This is a genomic window from Glutamicibacter mishrai (assembly GCF_012221945.1).
GTDB classification, from domain to species: domain Bacteria; phylum Actinomycetota; class Actinomycetes; order Actinomycetales; family Micrococcaceae; genus Glutamicibacter; species Glutamicibacter mishrai.
On record NZ_CP032549.1, the window covers coordinates 1,657,913 to 1,671,449 of the forward strand.

Consider the following 13,537-nt stretch of genomic DNA (forward strand, 5'->3'; position numbering starts at 1 on the left):
AAGAAATTTTTGGCTAGGTTCAGTCTGGCTTAAACGTGGGTGCGGGAGACGCAGCTGTGCAGATAGTTACGCGTGCGCGTGGCAATCGGCAGCGGCACCGAGAAGTCGGCCACCGGGTACATGTCCTGCTCGACAATACCGAAGATCGGACGGCCCAGTTTCTCTACTTCCTGCAAGACCTCGTTGAGGTCGGGCAGGCCCGATGGCGGCTCGCACATGACCCCGGCCAGGTTGGCGGCAGCCCAGGTCATATCCTTTTCACGCACGGTGGCCAGGATGTCCGGGTTGATCTGCTTCAGGTGCAGGTAGCCGATGCGTTCCGGGAAGCGGTGGATCAAATCCACGCTGGAGGCTCCACCGTATTCGGCGTGTCCGGTATCCAAGCACAGGGTGGTGTACTGCGGGTCGGTGACTTCGAGGAACTTCTCGATGTCGCTCTGGCCGCAGACGTGGGAGTCCGCGTGGGAGTGGAACTGCTGCTTGAGGCCGAATTCCTCCTGCAGGATCTTGCCCAGGCGGTCATGGCCCTTGGCCAGCGAGTCCCAGCCCTCGGCTTCCAGGACGCCTGGTTCCAGCGCCTGGCCGGTGACGTCATCGCGCCACATAGCCGGGATCACCACGATGTGCTCGCCGCCCATGGCGGCAGTCAGCTCGGCGACCTTGCGGGCTGGCTCCCAGGCTTCTTCCCAGGCGTTGGCGCTGCCGTCGATCCCGCGGTGGAAGGCGGTGAAGACGGTGCCGGCGCAGACGTTCAGGTCGCGGGCGGCCAGCTCATCGGCGAGCTGGGAAGGGTCGGTGGGCAGGTACCCGTACGGGCCCAGCTCGATGGTCTTGTACCCGGCTTCGGCCACCTCGTCGAGGAAGCGCTGCCACGGGGTCTGCTTCGGGTCATCGGCAAACCATACGCCCCAGGAGTCAGGAGCAGTTCCGATGGTGATGTTCTGTGCCATGGTGGATACCGTTTCTGTGGCTCAAAAAGCTAGTTGGATGGGAAGTTGAAGGTGGCTGCCGTACCCTTGGCTGGTTCTGGCCAGCGCTGGGTGATGGCCTTGCCACGGGTGTAGAAACGCACGCCATCCGGGCCGTAGATGTGGTGCTCGCCGAACAGCGAGTCCTTCCAACCGCCGAAGGAGTGCCAAGCAACCGGTACCGGCAGTGGCACGTTCACGCCGACCATGCCCACCTGGATGCGGCGGGTGTAGGTGCGGGCGTGGGCGCCGGAGGAGGTGAAGATGGCGGTGCCGTTGCCGTAGGGGTTGGCGTTGACCACTTCGATGGCCTCTTCCAGCGAATCCACACGCAGCACGACCAGGACCGGGCCGAAGATCTCCTCGGTGTAGGCGCTCATTTCGCGGCTGACCTTGTCGATGATGGTCGGGCCGACGAAGAAGCCGTTCTCGTGGTCCTTGACCACCAGGTCGCGTCCGTCGATGACCAGCGCGGCGCCGGCCTGCTCGGCTTCGCCGACGATCTTCTGCAGGCGGGACTTGGAGGCCGGAGTGATGACCGGACCCATATCGGCCTTCTCATCAAAGCCGTGCGAGACGTTGACCTTGCCGGCGTGCTCGGCCAGCTTGTCCACCAATGCGTCGGCGGCATCTCCTACGGCCACGGCCACGGAGATGGCCATGCAGCGCTGGCCGGCGGAGCCGAACGCGGCGGCGTTGATGTGGTCGGCGGCCAGATCCATATCGGCATCCGGCATGATGACTGCGTGGTTCTTCGCCCCGCCCAGTGCCTGCACGCGCTTGCCGTGCTTGGTGGCGGTTTCGTGCACGTACTTGGCGATCGGGGTGGAGCCGACAAAGGAGATGCCGTCGATATCCGGGTGCGACAGCAATCCGTCCACGGTGTCCTTGCCGCCGTGCAGGACCTGGAAGACGCCGTCTGGCAGGCCGGCTTCCTTGAACAGCTTGGCGATCAGCAGCGAAGCGGATGGGTCGCGCTCGGATGGCTTGAGGATGAAGGTGTTGCCGGTGGCGATGGCTACCGGGGCCATCCACAGCGGCACCATGACCGGGAAGTTGAATGGCGTGATGCCGGCGACCACGCCCAGTGGCTGGCGGAAGGAGAAGACGTCGATGCCGGTGGAAACCTGGTCGGAGTATTCGCCCTTCAGCGACTGCGAGATGCCGCAGGCGTACTCGACGACTTCGATGCCTCGGCTGATTTCGCCGGCGGCGTCCGAGAGGACCTTGCCGTGCTCGCTGGTGATGATGCGGGCCAGCTCGTCGGTGTGCTCGGTGAGCAGCTGCTGGAAGCGGAAGAGGATCTTGCTGCGCTTGGCGATCGATACTTCGCCCCAGGTTTCGGATGCGGCCTTGGCGATGGCGACGGCCTGGGCCAGGTCCTCGTCGTTGGCCAGGCGCAGCTGGCCGGTGACCTCGCCGGTAGCCGGGTTGTAGACCGGCTGGGTCTGGGTTCCGGTGCCTGCGCTGGGGGCTCCGTTGATGTAGTGCAAGATCTCTGCGACGTCGGTGGCGATAGTAGTCATTGCTGTTCTTCCTTTGGAGTTCTGGAGTTTTCTGGTCTCTGCCTTAGCCCAGCAGGGGCTTTTGGCGTGCCTTGTGCTTGGTGTAGTTCTGGTAGGCCGATTGGGTGCTCTCCAGCTCGGCGACTTCGCTGACCGGGACATCCCACCAGGACTCGCTGGACGGAGCATCGGCGTAGAGGTCCGATTCGATGTGGATCAGGATCGGGCCGGAGCCTTCCGGTGCCGCCTTGGCAGTGGCGATCGCTGCCGACAGGTCCTCGATGGCGTCAGGGCCCGGGGTGATCCGGATGACCTTCACGCCCAGGGATTCGGCGTTGGTGGCCAAATCGATCGGCAGGGTCTCGCCCTCGTCGAAGCTGTGGCTCTGCTCATCCAGGGTGCGGTACTTGGTGCCGAAGCGCTGGGAGCCCAGCGATTCGGAAAGCGCGCCGATGGAGGCGTAGCCGTGGTTCTGGATCAGCACGTGGATCACCTTGAGCCCTTCGGCCACCGCGGTGACCAGCTCGGTGTGCATCATCAGGTAGGAGCCATCGCCCACCATGACCACCACGTCGCGGTTCTCCTGCTCGCCGCGTTCAGCTTCGGCGCGCACCGCGCGCTTGATGCCCAGGCCGCCGGCTATCTCATAGCCCATGCAGGAAAAACCGTATTCCACGTGGTAACCGTAGGGGTCGGAGACCCGCCACATCTTGTGCAGGTCCCCGGGCAGCGAACCGGCGGCGCAGACCACCACATCGCGGGGATCCATGGCCTTGTTCACCGCGCCGATGATGGCGTTCTGGCTGACCAGCGGGGACAGGCGCTCGGCGAAGGCCTCATCCACGGTGGCGTCCCAGCGCTGCTTCTCGGTGGCGACCTGCACTTCCAGGGCCCCCTCCACGCGGTAGCCGGTCAGTGCTTCGCGCAGCGCGACCAGTGCCTTGCGGGCATCGGCCACCACCGGCAGCACGGTGCCGTGCTTGTAGGCATCCAACGCCGCGACATTGATGTTCACGAACTTCACGTCGGGGTTCTGGAAGGCGGTGCGGCTAGCGGTGGTGAAGTCCTCGTAGCGGGTGCCGATGCCGATGACCAGGTCGGCCTGCTCGGCCAACGCGTTGGCGGCGGTGGTCCCGGTGGAGCCGATGGCGCCCAGCGAGTACTTCGAATCCCATGGCAGCACGCCCACACCGGCTTGGGTATTGCCCACAGGGATGCCGGTGGCTTCGCAGAGTTCAGCCAGTTCCCCGGTGGCAAAGGCGTAGAGCACCCCGCCGCCGGCCACGATCAGCGGGCGCTTGGCCGCACGGATCATCTTTGCCGCCTCGGCGATATCCTGGGCCTCTGGCTCGGGGCGGCGGATCTTCCAGTCGCGCTCGGCGAAGAATTCTTCCGGGAAGTCGAAGGCCTCGGCCTGCACATCCTGTGGCAGCGAGATGGTCACCGCGCCGGTTTCCGCCGGGTCGGTGAGCACGCGCAGCCCATGGTGCAGGGCGCTGGCCAGCTGCTCCGGGCGGGTGACGCGGTCGAAGTACTTGGACAGCGGGCGGAAGGCATCGTTAACGGTGATGTCGTAGCCATGCGGCATTTCCAGCTGCTGGAGCACCGGATCGGCGGCACGGGTGGCGAAGGTATCGGAGGGCAGCAGCAATACCGGCAGGCGGTTGGCTGTGGCCAGCGCGGCGCCGGTGAGCAGGTTGGAGGATCCTGGGCCGATGGAGGTGGAGACCGCGTAGGTGGCGCGTCGGCGGGTGTGCCGGGCGTAGGCGACGGCCTGGTGCGACTGGGCCTGCTCGTTGCGGCCCTGGTAGTAAGGCATCAGGCTTGGGTCCTTGGCCTGCCACTGCTTCAGCGCCTGGCCTACGCCTGCGACATTGCCGTGGCCGAAGATGCCGAACATGCCCGGGATCAGTCGTTCACGGTACTGGGTTCCGCCGATGGAATCCACCGTGTACTGGCGGCCGAGGAATTCCACAACCGCCTGGGCGACGGTCATTGTGCGTGTAGTCATCGAGCTTTGTCCTTCTCAGCTTCGTGCCGGTGCGGTGGTGTTCAGTAGCGATGCGGCGGTGGCCACGGCGGCGGCCACATCTTCGTCTTCGGGGTAGAGCAGGGTCCGTCCGACGGTCAGCCCCTGCACTCCGGGCAAGGCCAAGGCGGCCTGCCAGGAGGCGAAAACCTCGTCCGGGCTGCCAGCCGGGTCCCCGCCGAGCAAGACCGTAGGCAGGGTGGTGGCGGCCATGACCCGTTCCATTTCCTGCACCACGGGGATCTTCAGCCAGGTGTAGGCGCTGGATTCGCCCAGTCCGGCGGCGATGCCCATGGACTTGATGACCGCGTCGGGACGCAGGTCGTTGACGACCTTGCCCTCGACCCGCTTGGAGATGAAGGGTTCGACCATGGCGACCAGCTGGTGCCGGGCCAAATCGGAGACGGCATCGGCGGTGGCCTGCAGGGTTTTGACGGTGTCCGGGTCCTCGTAGCTGATCCGGGTGAGCATCTTGCCGCCGTCGGCGCCCAAGGCGGCCAGGGCGGAGGCGGTGTGCCCGGTGAAGCGGTCGTCGATCTCGTTGACCAGGCCGGTCAGGCCGCCACGGTTCATCGATCCGAAGACCAGTTTGCCTTCCAGCGCCCCGAGCAACAGCAGGTCATCGAGGATATCCGGGGATGCGAGCACGCCGTCGCAGGCCGGGTTCTGCAGGGCGATCTGCAGCCGGTCCAGCAGCTGGCGGCGGTCGGCCATGGCGGTGGCGCGCTTGCCTACCGACAGGGCGCCGCGGGCCGGGTGGTCGGCGGCGATGATGAAGTTCTGGCGTCCCAGCACCGGTCCGGCATGCTTCTGGCGGGCGGCTGCGGCGCGCTGCACCGATGCCGGGTCTTCCAAGCGTTGCCGGGTGATGGATTCATAGCGGCGCGGATCTTCGCGATCCACGCTCAGCTCGGTTGCCTGTTTCATTCTTAGACCAGGTCTTTCTGGGAGGCGGGAACGGTGCGGCCGCGTTCGGCCAGCAGGGCGTTCACTTCTTCGGGGGTTGGCATGGCGTCGGAGCAGGCGACCTTGGAGGCGACGATGGCTCCGGCGGCGTTGGCGTAATCCAGCACCTGTTCCAGCGGCCAGCCGGAGAGCAGTCCGTGGCAGAAGGCTCCGCCGAAGGAGTCTCCTGCGCCCAGTCCATTGGCGGTCTGCACGGGTACCGGGGCGGAGACCACGCGTTCGGTGCGGGTTTTGGCCATCACGCCTTCGGGGCCGAGCTTGACCACGGCGATCTGCACGCCGGCCTCCAGGAGGCGGTCGGCCTGCTCGTCTGGGGTTCCTTCGCCGACGGCGACGGTGCATTCGGTGTCGTTGCCGATGGCGACGGTGGCGGAGGCCAGGGCCGCGGTGACCTGTTCGCGGGCCTGTTCCACCGAGTCCCAGAACATCGGGCGGTAGTCCAGGTCCAGGATGGTGAACTGGCCTTCGGACAGCGAGCTGGCTGGGCGGGCTTCATAGGCGGCCAGCTGGGCGCTGCGTGATGGTTCTCGGCTCAGGCCGGTGACGGTGCTCCAGAAGATCTTGGAGTTCTTGACGGCATCGAGGTCGATGTCGCTGGTGTTGATATTCCAGTCCGGGGCCATCGGGAAGCGTCCGTAGAAGTAGAGCGGGAAGTCATCGGGTGGCAGGATGGCGCAGAAGGTGACCGGGGTCTGCAGGCTGGCGTCGCGGGTTACCTGCGTGCGGTCCACGTTGTAGCGGTCCAGCTCGCGTTCCAGGAAGGTCCCGAAGTCGTCGTCGCCGACTTTGGTGATCACGCCGGCGTCGCGTCCGTGGCGGGCCGCTGCTACTGCGACGTTGGTGGCGGAGCCGCCGAGGTACTTGCCGAAGGAGTTCACGTCGGCCAGGGATACGCCGATGTCGTTCGGGTACACATCAACGCTGATGCGTCCGAGGGTGAGTACGTCGTAAGTCACGCGGATCGACGTCCTTTCGAGTCAGAAGTTCAGGGATCGGCCAGCTGCCGACAGTGTGAACGGTGCCACAGGAAATACTTTGCACCATGGATCTGGCCCTGTCAAAGGTTTGTACTGACATATTTACAACATGAGTAACATGATGGGTGTAAATCCGCGGAAAACCAGGGTTTTCCATCCGTTATTGACGCTGAAAATTAAATAGATTTCTCGATACTATGTCCTGACTTTATGACTTGATCGACGAAGTTTCCGGAGAGGCAGGCCGCCTGGATCTCGCATACTCGACTCCTTGTTCACTCGTGGAGACAATAGTGCATTTTGTATAGTTCAGGCACTGCATTTTGTATAGTTCCGACGATGATTTTTGTATAGTTACTTGCCTTCCCATAGGTATAGTGGGCATATGGAATACCTCCCCCGAAGCATAGATTTTCAGCTCGATGACCTGATGTCTTTCGAAGCGGCGGTGGCAATTGATGGCCCCAAAGGCGTTGGCAAGACAGCAACGGCATCGCGTCGCGCGCAGAAGATTTGGCGAGTCGACAATCCCGCGGAGCGTGCCGTACTAGAAGCAGACCCATACTTCGCCGACGCGCCTGATGGAACCTTGCTGATCGATGAATGGCAGCACCATCCAGACGTATGGAATTCGGTGCGGCGTCTGGTGGACGATAGTGCGCCAGCAGGCCGCTTTCTACTCACGGGAAGCGCCTCGCCCATTACGGGAATAGGGACACACTCAGGTGCTGGGCGCATTGCTTCAGCTCGGATGCGCCCAATGGCCTTTTACGAACGCGGATACCTGGAACCAACCGTCAGCCTCAAGTCCCTTTTAGAAGGAACTACGGTGAAAATTAGTGGCTCGTCACCGCTGACAGCTGCAAGTTACTATCAGGCCATCACGAAGAGTGGCTTTCCCGGCATATATGGCCTCACGGAGCGGCAAGCACAAACTCGCTTGGACACCTACCTTCAACGAATCATCGACCGCGATCTACCCGAGGCAGGCTTGTCCCTACGAAAGCCACTTCTACTCAAGCGATGGATGTCTGCATACGCCGCGGCGTCGTCAACGCCAACTTCGTATTCCAACATCCTCGACTCCACAACCTCGGGAGAAGGAACACAACCTTCCAGAGCGACTACGGAGAACTATCGCGAACACCTTGCACAGATCTGGCTTCTGGATCCACTGCCCGCATGGGAGCCGTCCTTTGGAAATCCTTTTAAGCGCCAGAAATACGCTCCAAAACACCACTTAGCGGATCCAGCTCTGGCAGCAAGGCTCCTCGGGCTTACATCGAAGTCGCTCGCAGACCGACGCGGAGCTCCGATGGCTGGACCACTGCTCGAATCGCTAGCCACCCTTACTGTGCGGGTCGCTGCAGAGGCTATCGGCGCCAAGGTTGGCCACCTGCGAACGTCGTCCGGCGACCATGAAGTTGATCTCGTGGTCGAAGGATTTGATGGCGAAGTACTCGCCCTCGAAGTTAAACTTTCAGCTCACGTAGATAACAAGGATGTCCGGCATCTTCTCTGGTTACGAGACCAGCTGCCAGACCGAGTAAACAACGTAGCAGTGCTCTACACCGGAACCGAGGCTTATCAACGTCAAGACGGAGTCGCAGTCATTCCACTTTCCTTACTTGGCCTCTGACGTACCTCAAGCCGCTCACCCTAGGTCGGCAACGAGTTCGACCACGCCCAAACATACAACGCGCTAGGCTCTTAAGAAAACATCCATGACACCTTGGAGGAACCGTGGCCGCAGAACGCCGTCGAGCAACCATTTATGACGTTGCCCAGGCCGCCGGCGTTTCCAAGTCACTGGTATCCCTGGTGCTGCGCGGCTCCCCCAGCGTCTCCACCCCGCGCCGCGCGGCAGTGTTGGCCGCCATCAAGGAATTGGACTACCGCCCCAGTCAGGCCGCGACTGCACTAGCCGGCGGCACCAGCCAAACCGTTGGCGTGGTCATCGATGACTACACCAACACCTGGTTCGTGGAACTGCTGCGCGGCCTGCAGGAGGGACTGGCCAGCGCAGGTTTGCGCATCGCCGTCTCCGACCGTTCGCTCAACACCCATATCGAATCGGACCCGCTGGATGGCTTTTTGAGCACGCGGGTCGAAGCCTTGGTCTTGGCCACTGAGCCCACCGAGGCCATGCGCTTTTCCTCGCAGATCCCGGTCATCATCGCCGGCAATCGCGCCACCGAAGTTCCCGGCGCGGATATAACTTCGAGCGATGACCGGCTCGGCGCCCGCCGGGCCATCGAGCACCTGATCTCGCTGGGACACACGCAGATCGGCCATATCGCCGGTGGCGGCGGAGCCTCGATGCAGCGCATCGCCGGCTACCAGGACGCGATGAAGGCCGCGGGCCTCACGGAACGCATCGTCACGGTCAGCGAACTGACCACCGAGGACATCGGCTATCAGTGCACGCGCCAGCTACTGGACGAAGCTCCGGAAACCACGGCCATCCTGGCCGGCAATGACTCCATGGCGATGGGAGCCATGGGAGCTGCCCAGGAAGCAGGCCTGCTGGTGCCCAAGGATCTATCAATCATCGGCTACGACAACTCTCCGCTCTCCGACACCCACTTGCTGCAGCTGACCACGGTTGACAGCCGCAACCATGCGCTTGGATTGCACGCGGCCGAGCAGGTGCTCTCCCGGCTCGCAGACCCTGAACGCACTGCTCAGCGGGTACTTCTGGAGCCCTTGCTGATCGAGCGCAGCACCTGCGCACCCGTGCGCAACGCCTGATTTCCACCGCCGCAAAGCTTTCTTCCCTTCACCCCTTGACCCTGGTCTGAAATCAGCTTTACACTTTTTTGGAGCGCTCCAATATATTCCAAAACACACATCCCCAGGAGAATTCCCGTGGCAAAAAGCATCGGCATCGCCGTCATCGGCGCCGGCATGGCCGGACTGTCCCACATCGCCGGATACCGCACCGCACCCACTTTGTATAACCCGGATCTGCCACCACTGCGCTACGTTGCGGTGGCCGACATGAACACCCAACTCGCAGCAAAAGTGGCCAAACGCTACGGCTACGAAAAGGCCTTGGGTTCATGGCAGGAAGTCGCCGCCGACCCCGACATCGACGTGGTTTCCGTAGTGATCGCCAACCGTTTCCACCGCGAGGCAGTAGAGGGACTGCTGGCTGCCGGCAAGCACGTATTGTGCGAAAAGCCCTTGGCTGACACCCTCGAAGAAGCCGAAGCCATGGCCGACGCCGCGAGCAAAGCCCAGTCCATCGCCCGGGTCGGATTCACCTTCCGCCGCACCCCCGGCATCGCCGCCATCCGCGATCTGATCACCGACGGCACCCTGGGCAAGGTCCTGCACTTCTCGGGCCGCTACTGGACCGACTACGGTCACAACCCGCAGGCCCCGATGAGCTGGCGCTTCAAGGGCGCCCCGGGCTCGGGCGCCCTTGCCGATGTAGGCAGCCACCTCGCCTACGTCGCAGAATTCCTGGCTGGCGAGATCACCGCGGTCAGCGGCGGCCAGCTGAGCACCAGCATCACCGAACGCTACCTGCCCGCCGGAGCCGTCACCGGACACAATCTCGTGGAGCTCAGCGACCAGTCGGAGCCCGTGGAAAATGATGACTACGCGGCTTTCAACGTGCAGTTCCCTTCTGCTGCCGGCAGCTTGGAAGTCTCTCGCGTGGCCGCCGGCCACCCCAATTCGCTGGCCTTCGAGGTGTTCTGCGAAAAGGGCGCAGCCCGCTTCAACCAGTTGCGCCCAGCCGAAATCCAGATCATGCTCACCGATGGCCCCGAGGCAACCAACGGCTATCGCACGGTGAACCTCGGCCCGGAACATGCCTACATCGGTGGCGGCCTGCCCATGGACGCTCCCGGTGTCGGCTTCGGACAGAATGACGCTTTTGGCTACCAGGCCCGCGCGTTCCTTGACGAGGTGTGTGGCATTGAGGCTTCCCTGCCAGCCAACGCCACCTTCGAGGACGGCGTGCACAATATGAAAATCCTGCAGGCGGTTGTCCAGTCGGCCGCCAATGACGGAAAGAAGATCTCACTATGAAACTCGGCGTCTACAACGCAATCCTGCACGACCGCCCGCTGACCGAGGCACTTAGGATCATTGCGGATCTCGGACTGACCGGCATTGAGCTGAACACCGGAGGGTTCCTGGCGCCAACCCATGTGCCGAATATCGACCAGATCTTGGACAGCGATGCCGCCCGCGATGACTTCCTGGAAATTTTCGAGAACACCGGCGTGCAGATCGCAGGGTTGAACTGCAACGGCAATCCCCTGCATCCCAACCGGGCCATCAGTGAAAAGCATGCCGAGGATGTCCGCCGCAGCATCAAGCTCGCACAGCGCCTGGGCCAGCACCGCGTGGTGACCATGTCGGGGCTGCCGGGCAGCGAGCCGGGTGCCACCCGGGTCAATTGGGTGGTCAACGCCTGGAACTCGGCAGCTCTGGATCAGCTGGATTACCAGTACGGCGTCGCGGCGGACTTCTGGAAGGAAACCGATGCCCTGGCCCAGGACCACGACGTCAAGGTCGCGCTGGAACTGCACCCGCAGAACATCGTCTTCAACCCGGCGAGCTTCCGCGAGCTGATCGAACGAGCTGGCACCAGCAATATCGGTGTTGAGCTGGATGCTTCGCACCTGTTCTGGCAGCAGATGGATCCGGTGGCTGTGGTGCGCGACCTGGGCTCATGGGTCTTCCAGGCGGCGGCCAAGGACGTGCGCATCAACCCCCATGCGGCCATCAACGGGGTATTGGATAACAGCTTCCGCAAGTTGCGCGCCGACGAGCCCCGCACCAATCTGGGCGGGGATGAATGGGCCAACGAGTGGCCGAAGAATTCGGCATGGGACTTCGTGGCCCTGGGCAAGGGGCATGACACGGCTTTCTGGACCGAGTTCCTGCGGGCCCTGCACGAAGTGGATCCCGACATGCTGGTGAACATCGAGCATGAGGATACCGAATTAGGTGCCGTTGAAGGCCTGGAAGTGGCCGCCAAAGTCCTGCGTGACGCCGATGCGGCCTTGGCCGCATCGCTTGCCACTAACTAGTCCGCTGACCGATCAAGAAGACTAGCCCGGAACTCATCGTGATGAGTTCCGGGCTTGCCTTTGGTGTTCGTGGAGTTCAGTGACCCGCGATTAGACGGTGCGAACTGCCTTCTCGTACTCGAAGCGAGCCTTTGGAGCGCCGAGTTCGCTCTGCGCTGGCTGGCCGATGTTGACCACGAGGAAGCTCTTCTGTTCGCCTTCTGGGAAGAACGAGGCATCGATGGCGGAGAAGTCAGCGCCGGTCATCGGGCCAACAGCGAAGCCGAGGCTGCGGGCGGCCAGCATGAAGTAGCCTGCCTGCAGGTGGGCGTTGTTGTTGCCGGTGGCTGCGGTGAAGTCGGCGTCAGCGTCGTACATGGCCTTTGGCGCGTTGTAGCCTGGCAGGAAGTTATCCCACTGTTCGTGCCATGCGGTGTCGTAGCTGAGGATCGCAACCAGTGGAGCTGCGGCAGTCTTTTCCTGGTTGCCTCGAGCCATGGCGTCAACCAGGGTGGCGCGGGCTTCGTCCGAACGAACGTAGGTCACGCGCAGCGGCTGGGAGTTGAATGCGGTAGGACCGAACTTGGCCAGCTCGTAGATTTCCTGGGCCTGTGCTTCGGTGACCTCGCCGGTGAAAGCGTTAGCGGTGCGCGCTTCGCCAAAAATGGCGTTGAGCGTTGCGGTGTCGACCTGGGTTTCCTGGGATGCAACAGTCATTGATTGCCTTTCGGATCAGCCCGAGGCCGCTGTGCTGGCCATGCTCGGACACGAATTTGTTCTCTGAATGTCCAACCATCAGCGTGCCTGCATCATTCCGCTCACGGACGTGTTTTATGACACATCAACTACTTGGGGTCCCATGAACCGAATCCCGGGTCCAGCGCCGATGCAGGAGCAGACAAGCAACCGAACATAGCGCAATGGTGATGCCAAACCAGGTCACCGCCATCGATTCGCCGGCCAATTGGCCCACCCAGCCCAAGCCCAGTGCACCCAGCGCGGTCAGCGCATAACCCAGCACCCAGAAGGCCGAACTGGCACTGCCACGGTGGCGAAGTTCAATGCGCCGCAAAACAATGCCCAGGCCTACCGGGAACAAGGCACCGTGGCTCAGGCCCGCGACCAGCAGCCCGAAAAGGTAGACCATGACCGCCGCTGATCCATGCAATCTCGGCGCCAGGGCAATAAGCGCCGTACCGATCATCAATCCAGCAAATCCTAGATAGGCTTTTTCGCTCACCAATTTTCCGCCGGCTTTCTGCCCCACCGTGGTGGCAACAAAAATCAATGAGCCAATGAGCCCCAAGAGCCTCAGATCGGTAATCCCGAAGGCACGCACCACCAGGATGGAGGTCATGGCGGTGCAGCCGCCCATCACGGCGAACCCCAAGGTCATCAGGCCGCCCACGCAGTAATCGCGCAGCGCGAAGCGAGGTATCAACGGCAAGCTGGGCTTGAGTCCGCGTCCGCGGTGGGCCACGGTATCCGGAATCAGCGCCAAGAGCACCATGCACAGTCCAGAGAGGACAGCATGGACGCTGAACGCGATCATCGGAGTGGAAGGAACGAAGTGGGTGAGGAATGCTGCCAGCGCCGGCCCGCTGCCCAGGCCGATCATATTCGCCACGCTGGAAATACTCGCCCCGCGCGCGGAACTGGAAACCAGGTCCGTGAGGTACGCCGTGGCGGTACCCGTCACCAGGCCGGCGCAGACTCCGGAGAGGATGCGGGCAATGAACAGCATGGGCGCATCTGCGGCCACGGCGTACAGCACGCCGCTGGCCGCCGAGGCAAGCAGCCCGATGATCATCACCGGCTTGCGGCCAATGGCATCGGAAAGCGACCCGAAAATGCATAGCACCGTGAGCACCACGATGGCGTAGATGGCAAAGAGCTGCGTCGAGGCCGCGGTGCTCAGCCCATACTCATCTTGCAGGGTCGGATAGAGCGCGGTGGGCATGGTGGTGCCGCACATGGCAATTGCGTAGGTGGCCAGAACAATGCCTAAGGATGCACCCTGAGCCCGGTCTGGCTTGGCCGACATGTTCACACCAAGACCTCG

11 protein-coding genes are annotated in these 13,537 nt (G+C 62.8%); 4 read left to right on the forward strand and 7 right to left on the reverse strand.

Annotated features, from left to right (window positions below; all coding sequences use genetic code 11):
* Positions 1-29 precede the first annotated feature (29 nt).
* The 5 genes from D3791_RS07820 to iolC are packed head-to-tail and all read right to left on the reverse strand — an operon-like array spanning position 30 to position 6,424.
* On the reverse strand, positions 30-950 hold the full coding sequence (locus D3791_RS07820) for a sugar phosphate isomerase/epimerase family protein (RefSeq protein WP_022874595.1): 921 nt from the start codon (positions 948-950) through the stop codon (positions 30-32).
* A gap of 29 nt (positions 951-979) precedes the next feature.
* Positions 980-2,494, reverse strand: a complete 1,515-nt coding sequence (locus D3791_RS07825) for a CoA-acylating methylmalonate-semialdehyde dehydrogenase (protein WP_022874594.1) — start codon at positions 2,492-2,494, stop codon at positions 980-982.
* 43 nt (positions 2,495-2,537) lie between these two features.
* Complete coding sequence (iolD, locus tag D3791_RS07830) at positions 2,538-4,469, reverse strand: 3D-(3,5/4)-trihydroxycyclohexane-1,2-dione acylhydrolase (decyclizing) (protein ID WP_172512933.1); 1,932 nt, start codon at positions 4,467-4,469, stop codon at positions 2,538-2,540.
* A gap of 30 nt (positions 4,470-4,499) precedes the next feature.
* Entirely contained in the window at positions 4,500-5,429 is a 930-nt protein-coding gene (locus tag D3791_RS07835; RefSeq protein ID WP_172511837.1) for a Cgl0159 family (beta/alpha)8-fold protein, read from the reverse strand.
* A gap of 2 nt (positions 5,430-5,431) precedes the next feature.
* A complete protein-coding gene (gene iolC / locus D3791_RS07840; RefSeq protein WP_172511838.1) occupies positions 5,432-6,424 on the reverse strand; it encodes a 5-dehydro-2-deoxygluconokinase in 993 nt (330 codons plus the stop codon).
* Positions 6,425-6,830: 406 nt separating this feature from the next.
* Between iolC and D3791_RS07845 the strand changes: the two genes are divergently transcribed.
* From D3791_RS07845 to D3791_RS07860, 4 genes are all read left to right on the forward strand, one after another.
* Positions 6,831-8,084 carry an ATP-binding protein gene (locus D3791_RS07845; protein WP_172511839.1) on the forward strand — a complete coding sequence of 418 codons (1,254 nt, stop codon included), beginning with the start codon at positions 6,831-6,833 and terminating at the stop codon, positions 8,082-8,084.
* Between the two features lie 104 nt (positions 8,085-8,188).
* Complete coding sequence (locus D3791_RS07850; RefSeq protein WP_172511840.1) at positions 8,189-9,196, forward strand: LacI family DNA-binding transcriptional regulator; 1,008 nt, start codon at positions 8,189-8,191, stop codon at positions 9,194-9,196.
* Between the two features lie 117 nt (positions 9,197-9,313).
* Positions 9,314-10,486: a Gfo/Idh/MocA family protein gene (locus tag D3791_RS07855; RefSeq protein ID WP_172511841.1), complete on the forward strand. Its 1,173-nt coding sequence runs from the start codon at positions 9,314-9,316 to the stop codon at positions 10,484-10,486.
* Entirely contained in the window at positions 10,483-11,496 is a 1,014-nt protein-coding gene (locus tag D3791_RS07860) for a sugar phosphate isomerase/epimerase family protein (RefSeq protein ID WP_022874587.1), read from the forward strand. The genes D3791_RS07855 and D3791_RS07860 overlap by 4 nt, the downstream gene beginning before the upstream one ends.
* 90 nt (positions 11,497-11,586) lie before the next feature.
* On the opposite strand, the gene D3791_RS07865 is transcribed toward D3791_RS07860, so the two are convergent.
* Positions 11,587-12,192, reverse strand: a complete 606-nt coding sequence (locus D3791_RS07865; RefSeq protein WP_022874586.1) for a malonic semialdehyde reductase — start codon at positions 12,190-12,192, stop codon at positions 11,587-11,589.
* A gap of 124 nt (positions 12,193-12,316) precedes the next feature.
* Entirely contained in the window at positions 12,317-13,519 is a 1,203-nt protein-coding gene (locus D3791_RS07870; protein WP_172511842.1) for an MFS transporter, read from the reverse strand.
* Positions 13,520-13,537 lie beyond the last annotated feature (18 nt).

Excerpts from the sequence above, each read along its gene's own strand:
- D3791_RS07820 (WP_022874595.1), bottom strand. The coding sequence starts at position 950 with ATGGCACAGAACATCACCATCGGAACTGCTCCTGACTCCTGGGGCGTA.
- D3791_RS07825 (WP_022874594.1), bottom strand. The coding sequence starts at position 2,494 with ATGACTACTATCGCCACCGACGTCGCAGAGATCTTGCACTACATCAAC.
- iolD (WP_172512933.1), bottom strand. The coding sequence starts at position 4,469 with ATGACCGTCGCCCAGGCGGTTGTGGAATTCCTCGGCCGCCAGTACACG.
- D3791_RS07835 (WP_172511837.1), bottom strand. The coding sequence starts at position 5,429 with ATGAAACAGGCAACCGAGCTGAGCGTGGATCGCGAAGATCCGCGCCGC.
- D3791_RS07845 (WP_172511839.1), top strand. The coding sequence starts at position 6,831 with ATGGAATACCTCCCCCGAAGCATAGATTTTCAGCTCGATGACCTGATG.
- D3791_RS07860 (WP_022874587.1), top strand. The coding sequence starts at position 10,483 with ATGAAACTCGGCGTCTACAACGCAATCCTGCACGACCGCCCGCTGACC.
- D3791_RS07865 (WP_022874586.1), bottom strand. The coding sequence starts at position 12,192 with ATGACTGTTGCATCCCAGGAAACCCAGGTCGACACCGCAACGCTCAAC.
- D3791_RS07870 (WP_172511842.1), bottom strand. The coding sequence starts at position 13,519 with ATGTCGGCCAAGCCAGACCGGGCTCAGGGTGCATCCTTAGGCATTGTT.